Source organism: Aureibaculum flavum, assembly GCF_016406085.1.
Classification (GTDB): domain Bacteria; phylum Bacteroidota; class Bacteroidia; order Flavobacteriales; family Flavobacteriaceae; genus Aureibaculum; species Aureibaculum flavum.
The window spans coordinates 52,977-76,589 of record NZ_JAEHFJ010000011.1; the positions used below are offsets into that span (position 1 = coordinate 52,977).

General features: G+C 32.3%; 17 protein-coding genes. 5 read left to right on the top strand and 12 right to left on the bottom strand.

The window, feature by feature from the left end; genetic code table 11:
• The first annotated feature begins 244 nt into the window (after positions 1-244).
• On the top strand, positions 245-748 hold the full coding sequence (locus JBL43_RS17380) for a hypothetical protein (protein WP_198842666.1): 504 nt from the start codon (positions 245-247) through the stop codon (positions 746-748).
• Between the two features lie 87 nt (positions 749-835).
• Here the strand turns inward: JBL43_RS17380 and nagB are convergent, their stop codons facing one another.
• Genes nagB through JBL43_RS17395 form a run of 3 tightly spaced genes read right to left on the bottom strand, consistent with a single transcriptional unit; the run spans position 836 to position 4,933 of the window.
• A complete protein-coding gene (gene nagB, locus JBL43_RS17385) occupies positions 836-2,764 on the bottom strand; it encodes a glucosamine-6-phosphate deaminase (RefSeq protein WP_198842667.1) in 1,929 nt (642 codons plus the stop codon).
• Positions 2,765-2,800: 36 nt separating this feature from the next.
• The gene (locus tag JBL43_RS17390) at positions 2,801-3,871 is read right to left on the bottom strand and encodes a phosphotransferase enzyme family protein (protein ID WP_233098820.1); all 1,071 of its coding nucleotides are present in this window, start codon (positions 3,869-3,871) and stop codon (positions 2,801-2,803) included.
• A gap of 42 nt (positions 3,872-3,913) precedes the next feature.
• The gene (locus tag JBL43_RS17395; RefSeq protein WP_198842668.1) at positions 3,914-4,933 is read right to left on the bottom strand and encodes a LacI family DNA-binding transcriptional regulator; all 1,020 of its coding nucleotides are present in this window, start codon (positions 4,931-4,933) and stop codon (positions 3,914-3,916) included.
• Positions 4,934-5,049: 116 nt separating this feature from the next.
• Between JBL43_RS17395 and kduI the strand changes: the two genes are divergently transcribed.
• Genes kduI through JBL43_RS17410 form a run of 3 tightly spaced genes read left to right on the top strand, consistent with a single transcriptional unit; the run spans position 5,050 to position 7,898 of the window.
• Positions 5,050-5,892: a 5-dehydro-4-deoxy-D-glucuronate isomerase gene (gene kduI, locus JBL43_RS17400; protein ID WP_198842669.1), complete on the top strand. Its 843-nt coding sequence runs from the start codon at positions 5,050-5,052 to the stop codon at positions 5,890-5,892.
• A 9-nt stretch (positions 5,893-5,901) separates the two neighbouring features.
• Positions 5,902-6,690 carry a gluconate 5-dehydrogenase gene (locus JBL43_RS17405; RefSeq protein WP_198842670.1) on the top strand — a complete coding sequence of 263 codons (789 nt, stop codon included), beginning with the start codon at positions 5,902-5,904 and terminating at the stop codon, positions 6,688-6,690.
• A 23-nt stretch (positions 6,691-6,713) separates the two neighbouring features.
• On the top strand, positions 6,714-7,898 hold the full coding sequence (locus JBL43_RS17410; protein ID WP_233098821.1) for a BT3233 family polysaccharide utilization protein: 1,185 nt from the start codon (positions 6,714-6,716) through the stop codon (positions 7,896-7,898).
• A gap of 216 nt (positions 7,899-8,114) precedes the next feature.
• On the opposite strand, the gene JBL43_RS17415 is transcribed toward JBL43_RS17410, so the two are convergent.
• From JBL43_RS17415 to JBL43_RS17425, 3 genes are read right to left on the bottom strand one after another with little or no spacing between them, the layout of a single operon-like run.
• Entirely contained in the window at positions 8,115-9,725 is a 1,611-nt protein-coding gene (locus JBL43_RS17415) for a beta-N-acetylhexosaminidase (protein ID WP_198842671.1), read from the bottom strand.
• An 18-nt stretch (positions 9,726-9,743) separates the two neighbouring features.
• Positions 9,744-10,901, bottom strand: coding sequence for an N-acetylglucosamine-6-phosphate deacetylase (locus JBL43_RS17420; protein ID WP_198842672.1), 1,158 nt, complete (start codon positions 10,899-10,901; stop codon positions 9,744-9,746).
• A gap of 3 nt (positions 10,902-10,904) precedes the next feature.
• The gene (locus JBL43_RS17425; RefSeq protein WP_198842673.1) at positions 10,905-12,386 is read right to left on the bottom strand and encodes a sodium:solute symporter family protein; all 1,482 of its coding nucleotides are present in this window, start codon (positions 12,384-12,386) and stop codon (positions 10,905-10,907) included.
• A gap of 347 nt (positions 12,387-12,733) precedes the next feature.
• On the opposite strand from JBL43_RS17425, the gene JBL43_RS17430 reads away from it, so the two are divergent.
• Positions 12,734-13,765 carry a LacI family DNA-binding transcriptional regulator gene (locus JBL43_RS17430; protein ID WP_198842674.1) on the top strand — a complete coding sequence of 344 codons (1,032 nt, stop codon included), beginning with the start codon at positions 12,734-12,736 and terminating at the stop codon, positions 13,763-13,765.
• 13 nt (positions 13,766-13,778) lie between these two features.
• On the opposite strand, the gene JBL43_RS17435 is transcribed toward JBL43_RS17430, so the two are convergent.
• The 6 genes from JBL43_RS17435 to JBL43_RS17460 form a co-directional block, all read right to left on the bottom strand.
• Complete coding sequence (locus JBL43_RS17435) at positions 13,779-15,341, bottom strand: family 20 glycosylhydrolase (protein WP_198842675.1); 1,563 nt, start codon at positions 15,339-15,341, stop codon at positions 13,779-13,781.
• A gap of 90 nt (positions 15,342-15,431) precedes the next feature.
• Positions 15,432-16,208, bottom strand: a complete 777-nt coding sequence (locus JBL43_RS17440; protein WP_198842676.1) for a glucosamine-6-phosphate deaminase — start codon at positions 16,206-16,208, stop codon at positions 15,432-15,434.
• Between the two features lie 101 nt (positions 16,209-16,309).
• Entirely contained in the window at positions 16,310-17,017 is a 708-nt protein-coding gene (locus tag JBL43_RS17445; RefSeq protein WP_198842677.1) for a glycoside hydrolase family 16 protein, read from the bottom strand.
• Between the two features lie 68 nt (positions 17,018-17,085).
• Positions 17,086-18,534 carry a CBM96 family carbohydrate-binding protein gene (locus JBL43_RS17450; RefSeq protein ID WP_198842678.1) on the bottom strand — a complete coding sequence of 483 codons (1,449 nt, stop codon included), beginning with the start codon at positions 18,532-18,534 and terminating at the stop codon, positions 17,086-17,088.
• Positions 18,535-18,563: 29 nt separating this feature from the next.
• Positions 18,564-19,931 carry a RagB/SusD family nutrient uptake outer membrane protein gene (locus JBL43_RS17455; RefSeq protein WP_198842679.1) on the bottom strand — a complete coding sequence of 456 codons (1,368 nt, stop codon included), beginning with the start codon at positions 19,929-19,931 and terminating at the stop codon, positions 18,564-18,566.
• Positions 19,932-19,943: 12 nt separating this feature from the next.
• A complete protein-coding gene (locus JBL43_RS17460; RefSeq protein WP_198842680.1) occupies positions 19,944-23,042 on the bottom strand; it encodes a SusC/RagA family TonB-linked outer membrane protein in 3,099 nt (1,032 codons plus the stop codon).
• Positions 23,043-23,613: the final 571 nt, after the last annotated feature.

Consider the following 23,613-nt stretch of genomic DNA (forward strand, 5'->3'; position numbering starts at 1 on the left):
TTTATTAGTGTTTTTTGAATTTTAAATAAAAATATAATTCGTATTAATAAGTGATTTTATTGATTAAAATTCTAATCAACATCGCTTTGAGGTGATAATAGTGATGGTTTTAGTAATTTTATTTGAATATAACACACTTGGTCTTTGTGTTAAAAACTATGGATTCAAATGTTAAAGTTTGTAACACATTACAATTTTCATCGTCTATAATACATAGAAGAGTTTATTAATCAAAAATCCAATTATGCTATCATACATGCCAACTATTACTGAAGACGCAATATCTAATAGATTTAGTGCTATTAAATTTTTAGTAGGTAGTTATAGCATTGATGTTTTTAGTTACATACATGCAAAAGGTTGGGTGAAGTCCGGAGAAGGAAATTCTGAATTTGTAATCGAGGATACATTTATTACTGAAAAAGTAAAGTTGAATAAAGAAAATTACGTTATTAATTTAACTAATACTATTGGTAGTGATGAATGTGATAAAGCATTTCGTTTATTATCGTTGGATATTCCTGTGGGTAGTATAGAAATATATAAAGGCGAATTTGATAATGAAAGCTTAGTATTTACGAACTTAGAATCGGAGACTAAGGTCAAAGATAAAGTGGGTGAAGAAGTTTCTTTCAAATTGATTTATAAACCACTTTCAGAAAATGAAAATGAATTGATTGTCGGTTATACCAAGAATAATGGTAAGACTTGGAGACCTTATGTAAAGAATATTTATAGAAGAAAGTAGAGTTATATATCTAAAGATATATAACTCCACAAGACTTTTGTTATTTGTATTTTACTAATAAGCTATAAGTTTCTATTCAGGATCGTGTTAAAAATGATATCTAACAAATGCTTCCATAGCTGCGTAATGTGACAATCCGAGCACATCGTATAAGCTAGCAGTCTCTTTATTTCTATCTTCTGCACGTTGCCAAAACTCTCTACTATCTGCTCCTTGGAAAACCACACCATCTTTTTGAGATTGATGTTTAAAGATACCTTTACGTTTTTCTAAAACCTGATCCGGTCCCATAGGCACAGCCATTTCTATCTCGTCAATACCCCATTCTTGCCATGCTCCTCTATATAACCAAACCCAACAATCTTCCATGAATTTTTTAGGTTTTAATTCTTTTAAGGCAGCAAAAACAGAATCTAAACATACTTTATGAGTGCCATGTGGATCTGCTAAATCACCAGCAGCATATATTTGATGTGGTTTAATTTTTTCAATTAAATCAGAAGTAATTTTGATATCAGCTTTACCTAGCGGATTTTTTTCTACGGTACCTGTTTCATAAAAAGGCAATTCCATAAAGTGAATTTGCTCATCTGGAATACCGATGAAATGACAAGTCGCTCGTGCCTCACCTTTTCTAATGATCCCTTTTATATATCTAACTTCTGGCGTGTCTATTTCACTAGATTTCTTATTTTTTAAAAATTCTGCAGCTTTTTTATAAATATTTTCCGCCTCTTTGTTTTCAATATTAAACGTATCGTTATAGTCACATACAAAACGAGCAAAACGTAATGCCTCATCATCTGCAACAGCAATATTTCCTGAGGTTTGGTAACCTACATGAACTTCGTGTCCTTGCTCATGTAATCTTTTAAATGTACCACCCATACTAATAATATCATCATCAGGGTGTGGACTAAAAATTAGTACACGTTTTTTAGCAGGTTCAGCACGTTCGGGTCTTTTGCTATCATCTGCATTGGGTTTACCACCTGGCCAACCAGTAATGGTGTTTTGTAGTTTGTTGAATATTTTAATGTTGATATCATATGCAGGACCAGAATCTGCTAATAAATCACTCATACCATTCTCTATATAATCGGCATCAGTTAACATTAAAATTGGTTTCTTTAAGTATAGAGCAAGACTCAGTACTGCTTTTCTAATAAGTCTATCCGTCCAAACAATTTTTTCAACTAACCAAGGTGTATTGATTCTTGTTAATTTAGAAGCCGCTTCTTTGTCTAAAACAAAAGTAGCATTATCATGTTCTTGCAAAAATGATGCAGGTACACTGCTGGTCACTTCACTTTCCGTAGAAGCCTTTATTATATTAGATTTTCTCTCACCCCAAGCTAAAAGAATAACTCTTTTGGCCTCCATTATTTTTTTAACCCCTAGTGTAATTGCTGTTCTAGGTGTGTTTTCTAATCCAGAAAAATCGCCACTAGCAGCAACTCTTGTAATATGGTCTAAAGCAACCAAACGTGTTTTAGAATTCTGAAGCGATCCAGATTCATTAAAACCGATATGCCCATTACCACCAATACCTAAAATTTGTAAATCAAGACCACCTAAAGCTTCAATTTTATTTTCATATTGATCACAATAATTAGCAATTTCAGCTTTAGACAAGGTGCCATCTGGAACATGATGATTTTCAGGTAAAATATCTACATGATTAAATAAGTGCTCTTTCATAAAACGGACATAGCTATTTACAGAATCAGGTTCCATTGGGTAGTATTCATCTAAATTAAATGAAACTACATTTTTAAAACTTAAGCCTTCTTCTTTATGCAAACGTACTAATTCCGCATATAAACTTTTTGGTGAAGAACCTGTTGCTAGTCCTAAAATACAAGGTTGCTTTTGAGCTTGTTTAACACGAATTAGATCTGCTATTTCTTGAGCAACTGCCTTAGAGGCAGTAGTAGAATTCTCGTAAACAACGGTGCCTATGTTTTCAAATCTTTTTTCGAATCCTGTTGCTTTGTCGATACTACTTTTTAACATAATAATGTGGGTTGTTTTTAAAGATTAATTTTAGTTTTATAACTGTTCTGTTTTTTCGGTAAAACTTTGAATGAGTTTAAATTGATTTTTAGCACGATCTAAATTGTGCTCGGGATATTTTGTTTTGTAATAGATATCATTATTTAGATAATCTGTTAAAAAACGTAAGCCCATTATAAACATCATAGTTTTGGCACTTAAAGGCAAATATCGTAATTCTATTGCAGATAAAGAAGCTTTCATTTGTTTTAAAAAGCCTTTTTTATAAGCATTATAATAGTCTAGATTAAACGTAACTAGATCTAAATTAGTTTCATCTTCAGCAGCCGTATTACAAATGGTTCTAATAGCATCTCCAAAGTCATAATGTACAATACCTGGCATTACCGTATCCGTATCAATAAGACATAAACCTTTATTTTTTTTATTAAATAAAGCATTTGATATTTTTGTGTCATTATGAGTAACTCTAAGCTTAATTTCTCCAGACTCTTTTAGCTTCTGAATAACATGCATTTCTTCTTTTGAATCTTCAACAAGTTTTATATATTTTTTGGCATTTTCTAACCTTTCTGATGAAGCTATTTTAAAAGCGTCATTAAACTGTTCATAGCGAAACGACATATCATGAAATTTAGGAATGACTTCCACTAATTTTGAAGGATCAAAGTCGCTTGTAAGTGTCAGAAATTTTCCTAGTAAACGCCCGCCTTCATAGGCTATTTCTTTATTAGTAACTATTTCATGAGTTACGCTGTTGTCGATAAAATACATCAAGTTCCAGAAATTTCCTCCTTCATCTTTGAGGTAAGAACCTCCTGTTTTAGTTTTTGCGAACGTGAGCACACGACGTTTACGTTTTTTTGAAGAGAGGTCTTTCAATTTTTCTTGAATATGATTACTAACGGCAACTTTGTTTTCAATAAGACCTGGAACATCTTTAAAAACACCATGATTGATACGTTGTAAGACAAAATATGGCTTCTCTTTAGTTATCACTAAATAAGTGTCATTGATGTGACCAGATGCTAATTCTTTAAAAGATTGAAATTCGCCATTATGTTGAAATTGTTCGAAGGTTTTTTTTATTTTTTTGACTAACAACATATTTTAGTTTTAGAGATAAAAGGTGGTACTGTAAAATTGCGATTATTTTTGAGAAGATTGACGTTCTATTAAATTAGAGTCCATTATTAGAGTCTCCTCTCGTAACAAACCAGTTTCATTTTTTATATTTTTTATTAATAAATCTGTTGCCGCTTTTCCCATTTCAAATCCGGGTTGGTTAATTGTGGTTAAGGTGGGGTTAATAACTGTTGAAATAGGTTCATTGCTAAATCCCACAATAGCTACGTCATCTGGTATTTTAATTTCATTCTCAATTAAACATTTTATTGCTCCTATCGCAGCGACGTCATTTGCAGAAAATATGGCATCAAAAACGACACCTTTATCTAATAATTTTTTAACATTATCAATGCCATCTTGCTCCATTAATCTAGAGCTTATTAAATATTCGTCTCGAAAAGGAATACCATTTTTCTTAAGAGCTTCTTTATAGCCTCTAAAACGGTTCTTGTAAATTTCGAGTTCTTGAGGCCCCGAAAAATGTACAATATTTTTACATCCTTTGGTAATTAAATGCTGAGTGGCATCATACCCGCCTTTAAAATCATCAATAAGTACATTGTTAGTGCCGGGAATATTACAATGTCTATCAAAAAAAACCAACGGAATTCCTCTATTTTTTAAACCTTCTAAATGCTCATAGTCCATTGTTTCCATTGAAATTGAAATCAATACGCCATCTACTCTGTTGGCAGCTAAGGTTTCTAAAATGTTTTTTTCTCTTTCTAATTGTTCTAATGATTGACAAATGATAACACTGAATCCGGCTTGGTATGCCGTTTCTTCGATACCTTGAATTACAGAAGAAAAAAAATGACGTGATATTCTAGGTACAACAACACCAATGGTGTTGGTTACGTTTTTACGTAAATTGGAAGCTAAGAGATTACGCTGATAGCCCATTTCTTGAGCTACTTTTAAAATTTTTTCCTTTGTTTTTTTGGTCACCCTTGGGCTGTCATTTAAAGCTCTTGAAACTGTAGAACTATTAATGTTCAAGGCTTTTGCGATATCATGTATTGTGACTTTATTTATATTCATCTAGGATTAATCTTTCTCGGTTAAAGATATGACAAATGTAACAATAATTAAAAATACAATCGATTGTATTTTTAATTGATTTTTTGTATGTTTGCATAACAATCAAATTATATAAAATGAAAACACAATACACAACTAGGTATGCAGCATCACCACAAGATGTTAAATCTTATGACACTACTAGATTAAGAGAAGAGTTTTTAATTGACAATTTAATGCAGTCGGATAAGATTGAGTTAGTATATTCTCATTATGATAGATTTATAACAGGAAGTGCTGTGCCAACTAAAACTCCTTTAAAATTAGAAACCATTGACGCTTTAAAAGCGGAATTTTTTCTTGCTAGAAGAGAATTAGGAATTATAAATATTGGTGCATCCGGAACAGTAACTATAGACGGAACGGTATATGAATTAGATAATAAAGAAGCTTTGTATGTTGGTCAAGGAAATAAGGAGGTTATCTTTTCAAGTAAATCAGCTGAAAATCCAGCTATGTTTTATTTAAATTCAACGCCTGCACACAAAGCATTTCCAAATAAAAAAATAGGTATTAAAGATGTTGAGGTAGTAGAATTAGGTGCTCCAGAAACTGCAAATGCACGTACGTTAAGAAAATACATAGTAAATAGTGTAGTAGATGTTTGTCAGTTACAAATGGGAATGACTACTTTAAAATCAGGAAGTTCTTGGAACACGATGCCAGCCCATGTACATGATAGAAGAATGGAAGTTTATTTTTATTTTGAAGTTCCAGAAGATCAAGCGGTATGTCATTTTATGGGGCAACCTCAAGAAACAAGACATATTTGGATGGGTAATAATGAAGCTGTAATATCTCCACCATGGTCTATTCATTCAGGTTCAGGTACAAGTAGCTATACTTTTATTTGGGGAATGGCTGGTGAAAACCTAGATTATGGAGATATGGATCATTGTAAAATAAACGAATTAAAATAAAAATAAATTATGTCAATTAACTTATTTGATTTAACAGGAAAAGTAGCTTTAGTCACTGGGGCCGTTCATGGTTTAGGAATGGCAATGGCCAAAGGATTGGGTAGTGCAGGTGCAACAATTGTAGTAAACAATCATTCAAAAGATTCATTAGAAAATGCCGTTGCTGAATATAAATCATGTGGTTTTAATGCATATGGTTATGTGTTTGATGTTACTGATGAAAAGGCCGTTATGGAAGCTGTTTCAAAGATAGAAGCTGAAGTTGGTCCTATAGATATTTTGGTAAATAATGCCGGAATTATTAAAAGAACACCTATTGTTGATATGGAAGTTGTCGATTTTAAAGCGGTAATTGATGTAGATTTAGTTGGTCCGTTTATAGTTTCTAAACATGTAGCTAAAGGAATGATAAAAAGAGGAGGTGGAAAAATTATTAATATCTGTTCTATGATGAGCGAACTAGGTAGAGATACTGTTAGTGCATATGCCGCCGCCAAAGGAGGTTTGAAAATGCTAACTAAGAGTATGGCTACGGAATGGGCAAAATTTAATATTCAAACTAATGGAATTGGTCCGGGTTATTTTGCAACCAGTCAAACAGCTCCAATTAGAGTTGATGGACATCCGTTTAACGAGTTTATCATAAAAAGAACACCAGCGGCAAGATGGGGAGATCCTGAAGATTTACAAGGAACGGCCATCTTTTTAAGTTCAAAAGCGAGTGACTTTGTTAATGGGCATGTAGTTTATGTTGATGGAGGTATTTTGGCTACTATAGGGAAACCAGCTAATGAGTAATAATATTAAAACGATAATTTATTATGCAAACTAAAAGATTATTAATTCTTTCTATAAGTTCAGCTTTATTGCTGATGTCTTGTGCAGAAAAAGAAAAGTCAACAACTATAGTTGTTAAAAATTCGCTTGATATTGAGCGTACACATGAAACCTTAGCTTTTAGTAAATCAGAATTAAAAGTTGATGATTTTTCTAACATTGGTATTAAAGATGTAAAAACAGGAGAGCTTCAAGTTACCCAATTGGTAGATAATGATGATGACGGAGTAATGGACGATATTTTATTCCAACCTAAGGTTGGCCCAAATTCCGAAGTTTCTTACGAAGTTGTCACGGTAACAGAAGCCGAAAAACCAACAGCAGATGAATTGTGTTATTCTCGTTTTGTGCCAGAAAGAACGGACGATTATGCTTGGGAAAACGACAGAGTTGCCTTTCGAGTTTACGGTCCAACGGCACAAAAAATGATTGAGGATAACGTGCCTGGAGGTACACTTTCTAGTGGAGTGGATGCATGGTTAAAAAGAGTAGAATATCCAATTATTAATAAATGGTATAAGAAAGATCTTGAAACCGAAGGGTCTTATCATGTAGATACTGGAGAAGGTTTAGATAATTTTCATGTAGGTGTAAGTCGTGGTGTTGGTGGTATTGCTGCTAAGATTGATAGCACATATTATTACTCTAAAAATTATACTAAATGGCGTACAATTACTACTGGTCCAATAAGAACGAGTTTTTATTTGGAGGTTGCTACTTGGAATGCTGCCGGAAAATCGATAAAAGAATCTAAAGTTATTAGTTTAGATTTAGGTAATAATTTTTCAAAATTCGTGGTTTCTTTAGAAGGTCTTGATACTGTTTCAGTAGGTTTAACCCTACATGAAAAAGATGGTGTAGTTTCAGGTAATACTGATAATGGTTGGGTTAGTTATTGGGAACCTCATGGTGATTCTGAAATTGGCACTGCTATTGTTGCTCCTAAAAGTACGTTTCTTAGTTTCGAAAAATATGATACAGAATTAATTGATGAAAGTAATGCATATGCAAACCTTAAAGTAAATAATAACGAAGTGACTTATTATGCAGGTTTTGGTTGGAAAAAAAGTGGTCAATTTAAAACGAAACAAGAGTGGGAAAGTTATCTAAACACTTTTGCTAAGCAAATAAATACACCCTTAGAAGTGGAGGTTCAATTGGCCAAATAAGCGTTGAATAAATAAATTATCATTAGAGATTATTTCAAGAAATATTAAAAAACCTAGACATTCGTCTAGGTTTTTTATTCTTAAATATGAAACATATCATCTGTTCGTTAGATTTCAAGAATTTGTTTATATATAATTGTTTAGCGTATGTGAGTTATTCTCTTGTGTTAGTAAAATATTTTTATAGAATTATGTTTCCTTAATTAGTGAGAATTACTAATCTAATCCTTCATGATAATTAATACCTGATTGACGCCACCTTTCTTCAAGTTGAATTAAAGCTTGAGTAAAGTTTTTGTAATTTTTATTGGCCTTTTGTGTCCAACCTACTTCAGCATATGCTGCTATTCTCGGATAAATTTGCTGCTCCATTTGTTTTACGGTCGGAATCCATTCACTCCACATTTGACAGCCAGAACCTAATATTTTATTAGTGTATTTTGCATCTAAACCTTCAGGTATTGGGTCAAATGAATAGGCTTTTGAGAGCGGTAATGATTTATAATTATAGTCAAGATAGGTCATCGAATGCAAAGAGTTAACCACTTCATGTCCATTAGTCACCGCTTTATTAACCAAATCTAGGCTTCCTTTCCAAAAATGAATAATAGCAGTTTTCGATAGCTTCTCTTTAACTTCCATATTATTCTCTTTATCCCATTCATGCACATTATCTCCTAGTATCTCATTCCATCCCATCATACGATGGTCATTTTCTTCGATGAATTTCGAAATTTGATTAGTGAAAAATATTTGAAGATCGGCGGGAGATACTAAGCCTTCTTTTTTAATCTTATCTTGTATGTCTTTTGATTTCTCCCAAGTTTCAAACTTTACTTCGTCACCGCCAATATGAACAATATTACTAGGAAAAAGGTCAAAGACTTCTGTTAATACATCTTTTAAGAATTCATTTACTTTAGGGTCTGCTAAATTGAAAGAATCATCCAATTTACCAAATTCTTGTGTAACTTCTGTTGTCGTTCCTAAAATACCAAGCCAAGGATAGGAAGCTATTGCTGCTGTAGCATGCCCAGGCATTTCAATTTCAGGTATAATTGTAATGTGTCGTTCCTCTGCATATTTAATGATTTCTTTAATTTGCTCTTGTGTGTAAAAACCTGCGTGTGGTTTACCAACTCTTTCTGGGCTTTTTCTACTTAATTGAGTATCCTTTCTATAGCTACCGATTTTGGTCAGGTTAGGGTATTTTTTTATTTCAATTCGCCAGCCCTGATCATCTGTTAAATGCCAATGAAAAACATTCATTTTTATAAGGGCCATTTGATCGAGTAACTTTTTTACGGGGTCAGAACCTTTAAAATGACGCGACTCATCTAACATAAAAGCTCTCCAAGGAAAACGGGGCTTATCTTTTATTGCTACAACAGGAATTGCTACTGTTTTATTTAGAAATTTAGTTGTTTCAAAATTAGTAGGTAATAATTGTCTAAAAGATTGAATTCCGTAAAACAACCCAGTACTTGTAGCACTTTCAATCTGAATGTTTTTAGTTGTCGTTTTTAATTGATAACCTTCCTTACCTAATTCTTTTTCAAGTTCTGGATTTATTATTAATTGAATACCATTACCTTTTTCTTTAAGCTTAGGTTTTTTATGAAAACCTTTTTCAAGAATAGAGGCAAGTAATACTGCTGAATTTTCACTGTCTTTACCATATACAATTTTAGTCTTACTTGTTAAAACGAAAGATCCTTCTCCAGTGGAGATTTCCATAGGACGAGGAATTATATTCATTTGAGCATTTGATACAGCAATAAAAAGAAGAAATAATGCAGTCGTAAATTTTATTTTTAATGTATTCATATTTTTTAGGCAAGATATTTAGTTGTTATCAGAATTAGAAAAAACTAGTTTCCCAGATTTAATGGTTTTTATAATTTTTAAAGTGTCACCGTCTTTTTTAAAGACGACAAGGTCTGCAGGGTGTTCTATTTGTAAGTAATTTGTAGAGCTACCAAATAACAATTCGGTTGGTTTTAATGAGGCCATATTCCAAGCTTCAGGTAATGCTAAAATTTGCTTCTTTATTAATTGATTAACACACCAAAGTAAGGATTGAGCTGAACCTGCAAGCATTTTTGGACTGTTTTTCATAAACAATCTACCGTTAGAATCAAGTTCAACGTCACCACCAATATGAGCCTTATACGTTCCCGGTAAAAGGTCTGCATAAGATGTAGCGTCACTTACCAATATACTCTTATTAGGTTTTGTTTTTATAAAGATTTTTAAAAGTGAATCTGGTAAATGAAAACCATCGGCAATTAATGATGACCAAAGATCATCTGAGGCCAATTGTTCCATAACATAATTTGAATGACGAGGCAACATAGCGTGTGATGCATTACCTAAATGTGTAGACATGCTTGCACCTGCTTCAATAGCATCATTTATTTGTTTTGCAGAAGCAGCGGTATGTCCGATAGAAACAATAACTCCAGTATCTACGCATTTTTTAATAAAAGCAGTGGATTCTGACCATTCTGGTGATAATGTGATAATTTTAATTCTATTTCCTGAAGCTTTTTGCCATTTAGAAAATAAGTCCCAGTCTGGAGCCTTTATAAACTCCTTTGAATGTGCACCTCTAGGACCATCTTCCATAGATAAAAATGGACCTTCTAGATGTATACCACCAACACATGCATTTACATCCGTAAAGCTGTCACAAGCCTTCGCTATAACTTTCAATAATGATTCGGTAGCAATATTACTATTACTAATTACAGTAGGGTAGTAGGTGGTAATTCCTTTTTCAAGGAGAATTTGCGTTAATGTTTTAAGGTCAGCAATAGTTAATCCTATTGTATTAAAGTCGATTCCTTTAAATCCATTAATTTGTAGATCAACTAAGCCCGGGGCAATGTAATATGATGTGTCTAATTGCTCTTTACCTACCGTTATATTGTCTATATATCCATTTTTTATATGAACACTAATAGGTTTGTTCGTTCTATAATCTAATGCTTCAATCGTCATAATTTACCCGTTTTTTGAACCTTTAATTAAGTTGGAATGTAAGTCCTTTACTTTTTGCGGCACAGCTTCTTTATTAAAAAGACCAATTACAATAAAAAGTACTAAGGAAGCCAAAATAGGGGCTCCCAACTCAAGAGCAAGTGATTTTTGTTCGACAACTTTTAATAAAGCAAAAACAGCTAAACCACCAATTATGGAACCGATAGCCGCTTTACTGCCACTTTTTTGAAACATAGGTAGAAGTCCAAGAATCATTGGAACTGACATGGGTCCTAATAAAGCCGCAAACCAAGTAACTATTAATCCGAAAACACCTCCAAATTTACTTGCATTTAATCCTACAATAATTGTTATTAATGTAAAACAAAAAGTAGTTATTCTTGCCAATCTTAACTCCCTGCTTCTTGAGAGGTTTCTGAATTTAGGAAACAATTTAGGTAAAATATCTCTACAAATAACGGAAGATATGGTATTAGAATCTGACGATGTCATTGAGAGTGTATTTGCGAACATTGAAGCAAGTACAAGACCTAATAAACCGGCAGGTAAAAATTTCAAGGCCATTAGGCCGTATGATAAAGTGGGATCTTCTAAATTGTCAAAAAATAGAGGAGCCGCAAACATAGGATACAGAAGAATTAATGGCCAAATGAGGTATAAGATGGCAGATAAAATACCTGCTTTTTTAGCTACAGTTGCAGAAGATGAAGATATAAATCTGGTCGCTAAATTCCATGTACCACCACTATAACTGAAAAAATTAATGAGTAACATGGTAAAAGCAAAGGCTATTGTGTATGGATCATTAAAGAAATCTGCATTTCCTTCAGGCAGTTTATCCCACATGGTAAATATACTAGAAGCACCATCGTCTAAATTCATTAAAATGATTACGAACATGGTTATTCCGGCCAGAAGTTGCACAATAAATTGGGCAAAATCGTTCCAAACATCTGCCCATAAGCCTCCAATTGTAATATAAACAAGTGACACTATACCAACCAATACGATTCCGAAAGAAATGGAAGTCCCACTAAATACATTTAGTAAGACGGCAATAGCTGCTAGCTTACCACCAGTATCAAAAACTTTTATAATAGACCCAACCCAAGCAATAAGTTGTTGCGTTTGTACATTGTATCTCACTAAGAGATATTCGGTAGGAGATTGTATGTTTGCATATTTTCTAAGTCTTGCCCATTTTGGTGCAATATAATAGGCAGCCAACAATGTAGCAATGGAAACTGTAAAAGCCCACCAAACATATAATGTGAATCCGTGGGTATAGGCAATACCTGCATAGGCAACAAAAACAGCTCCACTATAACCCGAAACATGATGAGAAATACCAGACAACCACCAAGGTAGTTTACCGCCGGCAGTATAGAAATCAGCCGAGCTTTTTACTCGTGAATATGCCCACAAGCCAATGGAGATAAGCATTACAAAATAACATGATAAAACTAACCAATCTAGTAGTTGCATTTAAGTCTATTTTTTATGTAAATTAATTAAAAGATGTCATTATATAATGTGCGTAAGTCTATGCAATTAATTATTGTTTTGATAGAGAATTACTTTTTTTTAAGTAAAATTATTTTGAATTATAAAACTAACTTTATCTTCGTTTTCAACAAACATAAAACAATTTTAATTTTTATGCAAACGTTTGCATAACTAATTTTCTTTTAATGGAGTTTTTGTTTATATTTTTTCTTAGCTTGCATAAGCGAACATTTTATTGAGCTTTTCAATCCGGTTTTGAATCTTTTCAGTGTTATGATTTTCATGAGATATGAATCATTAAAATGCAAACGTTTGTATGTTTTATTATGAAGAATAGGAGAATTACATTAAAGGACTTAGCTAAAGATTTAAATTTATCTGCATCGACAATTTCAAGAGCATTAGATAACCATCCCGCTATTAGTGATGCTACCAAAAAAAAGGTACAACGAAAGGCAGAAGAACTAGGTTTTATTCCCAATTCTATAGCTTCAAGTTTTAGAACAAAAAAAACCAAATCTATCGGTATAATAGTGCCTAGAATTGATATTCATTTTCATTCATTAGTTATAAGTGGAATTGAAGATTTTGCATATAAAAATGGGTATAACGTTACTATTTTTCAATCAAAAGATTCGCTAAAACGTGAAAAGGAAATCGCCAAGATATTACAGAATAGAATGGTAGATGGTATTATTATCTGTTTAAGTATTGAAACTGAAAAGTGTGATCATTTTAAGAAATTTGATAAACTAGGAGTTCCTATGGTTTTTTACGATAGAGTACCTACAGATTTTGATGCAAATAAAATAGTAATCAACGATTTTGAGTCTGCTTTTACGGCAACAGAACATCTTATTAAAAAAGGCTGTAAAAGAATAGGGCATATAGCAGGAAGTCAAAAAACAGATATATTTAAAGCCCGTTTAGAAGGGTTCAAAGCAGCACTTCAAAAATATAAACTACCCATACACCAAGATTTAATATTACAGACAAAACATTTGGGTTACGAGGAGGGTGTTATTTGTGCTAAAAAGTATTTAGAATTTTCAGAATTACCAGATGGCATTTTTTGTGCAAATGACTATACCGCAGTTAGTGTTATTCAAGTTTTTAGAAAGCATGGTGTAAAAATTCCTCAAGATGTTGCCATTGTTGGGTTTAGTAACTATCCTATTTCTAAAATTATTGAACCTAATTTAACAACCATTAACGATTGTGCTTTTCAAATGGGTGAGTCTTCTGCAAAATTATTAATTCGACATATTGAAGATAAGGATGAATTTATAAATTCAGAGTCTATAACCTTAAGAACAAATTTAATTATTAGGGAATCTACCCAATTGTCAAATGCTTAGTTACGCATAGCGTCTATTTTAGTTTTGCTAAGCGATCATGTAAGGCGTGCATTTGTTGCGTTCGTAAAAAGTTTTGCTCATTTATTTCTGAATCATAAAGAAAACCTTTGTTCAGAGCAAGAAATCTTTTGTCTAACCCTTTTGCATTTTCTAGTATTTTATTTAAGGATTCAAGTAGTTCAGGCGTTTGAGATCTTACGAAATCAACCGAATTATACGCAGATTCTACTTCCTTAAAATTTAAGTAATGCATTCTTAAATCTGCCATTAATTTAAAATGGTCAAATTCCTCTTTGTTTTTTTTAGGATTTATGAGAATTAACTGGTCCCTAACTTTTCCGTAATCATTTTTCATTACGGCAATACTTGAACTTTTATCCGGTTTTCCATTTGTGATTAACTCTTTTGGAAAAAATATAAATTCAGATAATTTTTGAGCATCTTGTTTTTTTAAACCAAACTGTTTTTTTGCATATTTTAAAACAAAGGCTTGCGGATCAATAGCATCTTTTGATTCAAGTGCTTCGGTATAACTTTGAATTAAAATATTGAATCCAGAGAGGGGATAAGTGTTTCTAATTTGAACCATGTCTACTACATCATAGTTAACATCCCAAGTAAAACCGTATACTCCAGAAGTAGACCAAGAAGTCATAATGATACCTTCATAGTTCGCTTTTCTAGCATAGGGAATAAATTCCTTTTGATTTTTAAAATGGGTAGCCCAATCGGTTATAAACCAATTGTCTGGATGAGATCGTATTGCAGGTGATCCCCAAAAGGTAAAACCTAATTTTTGAAGGTTTGGAATATCTCCAAAATGATTAATTTTCCAGCCATAATTCCAATCCACAAAAATGGTTTCTTTCGGTAAATCTGCAGCCGCTTCAGGATATTTTAAAATAATATCTGCCCACATCACTGGTTTTTTGCCTAAAGAGATCACAATGTCTGCTATCATTTTCATATGATCAACAAATAATTTTGATTTACCTTCTTCTGCGACTTTCTTTTTACATTTTTCACAATGACCCAATAGGTAAGTTTCATCACCACCAATATGTATATAATCTGAATTATGCATGTTTGCTAAATCAGTAAATAAGTCGGTAAACAAGGCTTTATTGTCAGAAATTTCCATCGGGCATAACTGAGAAATATCTTTACGGTCTTCCTTCAAAATACTATATCTTGGATTACGTAAAATATATTCTACATGACCCAATGTCTGTTGCAACGGAATAACCTTAATTCCTAAGTTTTCACAATGTGAAATAAAGCTTTTTACCTCAGCTCTTGTATATGAGTATTTATTAGAGATAGTTGCATGTTTTTCAAAAGGATAAGTACCTTCCCATTCTAACACTAATGTATTCATACCTAACTCAGAAAGCTCGTCGGCAAATTCCATTAAAGCTTTAGGAGTCATTACTTGTATACGTAAATCTAAATGAAACCCTTTAACTTTGAAATTATCTGTTTCTGTTTGTACTTGTTTTTGTGCAATTAGCTGAGAAGACCCAAATGCAACAGAGCAAATCAGCAATAAAAACGTATAAAAATAGTTACAATTCATCTTGTTCATTTTTTGAAAAATAGAAAAATTCATAGCGGGTTTTAATTTACTGATTTATTTTAAAAGATTACTTTGAGATAGTAATTTTAACTAGACTTTTTGAAGCTTCGACGTTTCTTGATACGCTTCTTCATCAAAATAAAATTTACAATTAGCATGTGTTGTAAGAATAGAAGCAGGACATGAAGTTGTGATTGGTCCAGTCAACGTATCTTTTACAGCGTTGCTTTTATTTACACCATTAACAACACAAAATAAATGTTTACCTCTTAAAAGTGTTGGAATTGTTAATGTAATAGCTTTTTCAGGCACCATTTGTATAGCGTCAAAACAGCCATCATTTACCTGTTGTACACGACACGCGTGGTCTAATTTAACCACTTTTATTGTTTCTGAATCATCAAAATCAGCTACCGGTGGATCATTAAAGGCAATATGTCCATTCTCTCCAATTCCTAAACATACAATATCTATTGGAGCATCTAAAATTAAATCTGTATATCTCGTTAGCTCATTAGAAATACCATTATGAACATTGATTGTGTTTTTGTTTTTAACATTTATTTTTGAAAACAAATTCTTGTTGAGATATGAAGAAAATAACGCTGGTGAGTCAGGTTCTAAGCCAATATACTCATCCATATTAAATGCTGTTACTTTATTCCAATCAATTAAATTTGAATTGGTTAAGTATGCTAGCATTGAATCTTGTGAGGGAGCTGCAGCAAATATTATACGTACACTATTTTGCGTACTTTGCAATTTTACAATACATGTTTCTATGGCTTTACCTGCAGCAACACCTGTTGCTGTTTTATTAGGAAAAACATTAATATCTTGGTTGTGGTCAGACATTATCTTATTCATTTACTTTTAAGTGTTTCGGTTAAAAGAAACTCTGTTAATTAAAAAATATATAATCAACAAGAGTTTCAATCCTTAATTACTAACTCAACTATTTTTATACTTTATAATATTTCAACACGGTCAATGATCATTTCAGCGGCTTTGTTATCAGTAGGTCCATTACCTCTAAACAACCATAGGTTTATTTTTAAACGCTCGTCATTAAGTGGAGGTATATCTTCGCCAGTATATGTCCATTTGTTAATAATAGCACTAGTTTCTGGCTCTAACGTATGCCCTTCATAACTGCCAAATTCAATTTTATCAGCTTGCCAATCAAAGAAATGTGTAGATAAATTACTATCTAAATTCATATCATAACGTGTTTTATTTCCTGCTACATAAGACGGTTGAATTGCAAATTGTGAGTTCTGATTCTCAGTATCTGACCATCTAGAAAATTCGATATCAATTTCTTCTTCGTCATTCTTATAAGTGAACAATCCAGCAACAACATTTTCATCCAATTGATCAACTCTACTAGATAGATAGAAAACATATTTTTTATGTCCTTGCGTTTGGCGTAATGTTATACCTGCACAGTACCAAATACCACCTCGTTGAACCAATTTTAAGTGTAATTTTCCATCTTTATCAACCCAAACATTTTCTTCAGAATCTGAAAAATAATTAGGTCCAGGACCTTGTTTATCATCTTTTGAAGTTCTAACTACCCATTCGTATCCTGAAAAGCTAATAATTCTGGTCGTAGCAATAGGAGTTTCATCATTGTCACTTTCTGACTCACTGCACGAGCTTACTATAAGCAAGGGGAATAGTAATAAAAAACAAAAATAAGCAAGGGTTGATTTTATAGGTATTATCATATTATACTTCCCTATTGGATTGTTATGTTTATGTCAAAGTTATCTACAGTAGCACCAACTTTATCTGCTGCTGAAACAACAATTTTATCTGAAGATCCAGAACCATTATTTATATAAATAAGATTCATTACATCTATATCCTCTTGTGTAAAAGTATCTCCAACTTGTAAAATACTTGCACCTCTTACTAGCCATCCAAATTCTGGAGCCTCTTCAATAGTATAGCTTATATCTTCTGGAGCAGCACCAAGAATCTCTAAAACGGTATTGTCAAATGCAAAATTCTCTCCACTGTCTACTGAAAAGCCAGTATTTGCTTCTACAGTAAGGACACTCGTTTTAGTTGAAAGTCTAGCAATAAGCATTGGAGGGTTAAAACCTAAGGTGTTTTCCTTAGAATAAAATTCGTCTGTTTCATTACTTCCAAGTTCACCATCGAGCATAAATGAAACTCTACCTTTATTAGTTAAACTTTTTAAATAATCAATAAGATCAAATTCAAATGAGCTTAATTTTGAAGTTGTTATAGTTGCAATAGGGGCTTCAGTAGGAAAAGTTGCATTGTCAAAGGTTAATCCAACCTCACTCCATAAAGTATCTTGTACTTCGTAAACATTAAAGTCAACTTCTTTACCATGGGTAAACTTAATTGGTAACTCTAATTTAAAGTCAATAATAACACCTTCATCACTTAACTCACTCAAGTCGAACATTAAATATCCTTTTCTATCGTAAAGACCATTATCTGAAACATTCTTAACCTTAATAAGAGCATCGGTACCAAAATTTCTTCCAGATTGGCTACCACCATTAATATACGTATCGTGTATTGGATAAATGGTATCCATAGTAATAGATGGATCAGGATCGTCGTTGCCGGTTGTAAGTGCTGAAAAATAAACAATTGAAGGTAATACATGTATAACCCCAGTTGTTGATTTTAAATTGGAGGTAATGATATTCCATTGCTTACTAGTTCCTTCGTTTACAATTCCTGTAAATTGGCTATTATGCGATAAATAAATGGTTTGACCATTTTCAGTTGTATATGGCAATGGATTGTTTCGCTCCATTAAATCAGGATCGTCAAAAGACACATATGAATTTACAATATGATATTTAAGTGCATTACGTAAGATTGGTACCGGAACTTCAGATAAACTTAGGTACGAGTTGTCTTCTAAATAATTTGTAAATGCCTCATTCGTTGGGGCAATAAAAGTTTTATCTGAACCACTTTCGTAAAAACTCTGCGTACTTGTCAGCGTTATAGCTTCTTCTAATAAATTTAATGAGTCATGGTTTTGAATATATTCCCATGCTGTAATACCCAATTCGGCATTAGCGTCTATATGGTCATATGAAAAGTTATCTTGTATTTCACAATTGTAAAAAAGAGTTACAATCATAATTACAAAAACTCCGATGTAAGGACGTCCAATTATTTTATTTTTTTTCATTTTTTTGGATTTAAAATTTTAAAATAATTTTAATTATAAAATTGATTTTGTTCTAATTTAGGATTTTTGTTTAAAGCATCTTCATGTAAAGGCCATACAAAGTTAGCTTCATCACTTAATCCGTTTATAGGATTCATTACCTCTATAGCTTTACCGGTTCTTACTAAATCAAACCAACGATGTCCTTCAAAAGATAATTCAATTGATCTTTCATGTAATATTGCTGATTCAACATCTCCGTACATACTAATAGCCTCAGTTTCATCTAAGGTACCTATTCCAGCTCTATTGCGAATTAGGTTTAATAAGCTTAATGCTTCATCTACTTCGTTAAGTTTGTTATGTGCTTCTGCCTTTAACAGGATGATATCTGCTAATCGTAATAACACTATATTATTTGCAGAAGGGTCTGCACTTTCATCATTAAAGTCTTTTCCAAAAAATTTCCATATTTTTCTTGGGTTAGCATTTGTGGTGTCATAGATTAAATCTTTTCTTTGATCATCATCTTCAAAAGAGTTTCTAAACGAAACACTTGGAAAATAGTCACTATCAGAACCTACTGCGTAAAGTGTTCTAAGTCCACTTGTTTGCGTGTCATCATAAGCTATTTCAAAAATACTTTCGTTAGTATATCCTGATGTAAAAATTTTAGACCAATCGTTCATTGAAACTAATGAGTATAAATTGTTATCTAAAACCTTTTCAGCACTAACAACTGCATTTTCATAATCTTTTCTCCACATATATACATGCGTTAATAACGCGTTTGCTGCACCTTGTGTGAAAAGAATTCTCGAATCGTTACTAGAAAAAGTTTCTCTACAATTTTCAGAAGCAAAAATTAAATCAGTTATTACTTGATCTAAAACTTCTTCCTTGTTTACTCTATCAATAAAAAATTCCTGATCAACACTTTCATAAGGTTCTACAACCAGTGGAACATCTCCCCAAATTTTAACAGCATAAAAGTAGGATAATGCTCTTAATGCTCTCGCTTGGGCTATTAATTGAAGACTGAATTCACTTTCGGTTTCAAAAACCTCTGGAATATATTTTATAGCATAATTAGCACGGCTTATAGTTTCGTAAATGTTATTCCATCTTGCCGTTGTTATTGATTTACTCAAGGTGTTTTGTTGCAACGCTAATGGGTCACCAGAATGATTTGTATTAACTGCATCGGCTCTTCCTTCTCCCCAATGAGAAAAGTTAGTACGAAATGTAGACTGAAGAGCATCATAAATACCATATACTCCTGATTGAGCATCTGCTGATGTCTGATAGAAACCTTGTGCAGAAAAACTACTAACAGGGTCGTTATCTAAAATATCATCTGAACAAGATAGTGTAAGTAACACTATTAATCCGGTAATTATTTTTTTAAAATTTTTCATGTTTTTTTATTTTTAAAATCCAATATTCAAACCTAACATTATAGTACGACTCTGTGGGTATGATCCTTCATCAATACCTTCTCTTAAACCACTGTAAGAATTAACGTCAGGGTCAAAACCGGTATACTTTGTCCAAGTAATTAAATTAAGAGCTGAGGCATATACTTCTAGCTTTCTCAATCCTAATTTTGTTACCACATTATTAGGTATATTATAACTTAGATTAATATTCTTAAGTTTTATATAAGACCCATCTTCTACCCAACGACTTTGAACTCTACTATCTGAACGCAAAGGATCATCTAATACAGGTTTAGGAAAATCAGTAACGTCTCCTTGGTTTCTCCATCTATCTAAAGCATCAGTTGATAGGTTGTTATATCTAACAACTGAATTTCTTTGGTGATTAATTTCACTATAAATATCATTGCCATAAGAGAACTGAAAGAAAATTCCTAAACTTAATCCTTTGTAAGAAAAGTTATTGGTTATACCTCCGAAGAAATCTGGTGTAGCATCTCCAATTATTTGTCTGTCATCTTCGTTTATAATATCATCACCATTAACGTCATCCCAAATAGGGTCACCTCCTTTATAAATTTGACCAAGAGCACCATTGGTTACTCCATTAACATTGTCTTCATCTCTAGAATAAACACCATTAAACTTATAACCATAAAATGTACCAATTGGTAAACCTTCTTTTAAAATGTGATAATTACCATTTTGTATAAAACCATTTGTTAGTAGGTCATCAGGTAAATCTGTTATTTCGTTTTTATTAGAACTAATATTGAAGTTAGTATCCCATTTGAAATCACCAACAAGGTTTCTAGAAGTTATAGACAATTCAATCCCCTTATTCTCAATACTACCAATATTTTGAGTTACATAAGCAAAACCAGTTGTTCTAGGTACGGGCACATTATAAAGTAAATCTTCTGTCTTTTTTAAATAAATATCAGCGTTTAGTGTTATTCTATTTTGCAAAAGTGCAATATCTAAACCTGCATTATACTGAGTTGTTGTTTCCCATGTTAATCCTGAATTAGGCATTACTGAAGGTGCAGCACCTGAATTATCTATATAATTTGCACCTAAAGCAAATTCACCTTGAGAGGTGTAATTGCCAATAGCCTCATTACCAGTTTGACCTATACTGAATCTTAATTTTGCATCATTTACAATGTCTAAGTTTTCGAAAAATGACTCATCAGAGAAACGCCATCCAACAGATGCCGAAGGAAAGTAACCGAAACGATTATCTTTACCAAAACGTGAAGATCCGTCAGTTCTTAAATTAGCTTCAAATAAGTACTTGCCTTTATAATCATAAGAAAGTCTTCCAAAATAAGATAACATTGAATGTTCAGTTACAATGTTAACCTCTTGGTTAGAGATTGTACCAGCACCATTTAAAGTGGTAACATTATCACTGGCAAAGAACATGCCATCTAAACCAACTCTTTCGTATTTCCATTTCTGAAAACTCATACCTGCAAGTGCAGATAAGTTATGGTCTTCTTTTATAGTTTTGTTATAACTTAAATAAGTCTCATTACCCCAAGTTAAATTATTGATAGCACGGACAGAACCACTATTGTAACCAGCTCTATAATCTAATGTAGAAGGGATAAACTCATCTTCTTTCATAGAGATGTTATCTAAATTAAGATTACTTCTTAATTTAAATCCTTCTAGTATTTCATATTCAAAATATTGACTTCCAATAATTCTATTGTTTTGGTTAGTGTGTGTTGCTAATTCTGCAAGTCCAACTGGGTTTCTTCTACCAAATTGATAACCGTTATAAGAACCATCAGGTAAATACATAGCAAAAATTGGTGGTCTTACTAGTAATTCACGAATTACACTTAGGTTATTAGTACCACCGGCATTTATCCTATTATTAAGACCATAGGTATAAGAAAAACTTTGACCAAAGGTCAATTTTTCAGAAACTTTATAATCAACATTTAATCGTGAAGTAACTCTTTTATAATTTGAATTTAAGATAACACCATCTTGATTTAGAAAAGAAGTACTCCAAGCATATTTAATATCATCAGAACCACCACGTACTGCCAAATTTACTTTGTATTGAGGTGCGACTCTAAGAAGTTCTTTTTGCCAATCAACATCACCATTGTTTCTTGGATTTAAAGAATCCAAAATAATCCCGTTCGGTGTAGTAGGGTTGTCCATATTATTGTAAGCATCAAGAATCACTTGTCTGTATTGTGTTGCATTTAATACACTTAGTGTTCTTGATATTTCACTAACACCAGTGTTGATGCTAACATCAACTTGTGCTTTACCTGAAGAACCTCTTTTAGTTGTAATTAATATTACACCATTTGCAGCACGAGAACCGTATATAGCTGTAGAGGCTGCATCTTTTAATATTTCAATAGACTCAATATCACCAGGGTTTATATCGGATAAAGGGTTAAGTCCGAAGTTTTCTGTACCATTTAATGAAGAAAGCATGTTCGATTCAATGGGAACACCATCAACTACATATAATGGAGAGTTGCCAGAATTTAACGAAGAATTACCTCTTATTTTAATTGACATTCCACCACCTGGAGCTCCTGAATTTGAGATTACTTGAACTCCTGCAGCTCTTCCTTGTAGAACAGATATGGGATCTTGTAAGCTTGACTTGTCTATGTCTTCACTTTTTACAGAAATCACTGATCCCGTAACGTTTATTTTCTTTTTAACACCATAACCAACAATAATCACTTCGTCAAGTTGGTCTGTTAAAGCATTTAAAGTAATGTTCACAATATTTTCATTACCAATTTTTACTTCTTTCTCTCCATAGCCAACATAGGAAAAGACTAAAATGTCATTTGTGGAAATGTTGTCAAAATTATACTTTCCGTCTAAGTCAGAAGATACACCTCTGATAGAGCCTTTGAGAATAATGCTAACTCCAATTAATGGTTCTCCAGTAACTCCATCAGTTATTTTTCCTGAAACAGATTGGTTTTGAGAAAAACCTGTTGTGATGGAAAAAAGGAGTAAAAAGAAGAAAAAAATTGACTTTTTTACAAAGGTTGCTTTGTAAAAATTAAAAGGGGAATTTTCAATTAGTTTTTTCATGAATTAAAATTTATGGGTGTCTATTATGACACAAATATAATTAAATATTTCAATTACGCAAACGTTTGCATAAAATTGTGAGGTAATTTTATTTTATGTAATCTACTGATTCAGTGAGTTGTTTATGATTTCTCATTAAAATTGTTATCTATTTGAATTGATATTACCTTTGTCTTAATGCAAACGTTTGTTGTAAAGTGGATTGTTTTAGAATATAGAAAATGTTTGGTTCGTAGTTTTTAACTGGAAGTAAAATTTAATTAGATATGATTTAATCGTTAAGGTTGTTACCTGTTTTTTATTAGAATCTCATTGATTTTCCAAGATAGGACTATACCTATTAATCGACTTTTGAAATCATCTTCTTATGCGGTAATTTCAAAACGGTAATAATTACATTCGTTTAGATGTTTACTTTTCTTTACTTTTTCTCCTTTTGAAATATGTTTTTTTGTTGAAATGAATGAAGGTATTTATAACGTTTTTTTAATTCTATAGCTTTTTACCCATTGAATTCACACTATTTAACATAAAATTATAAGGATATGAGACTTAATTATCATTTATCAAG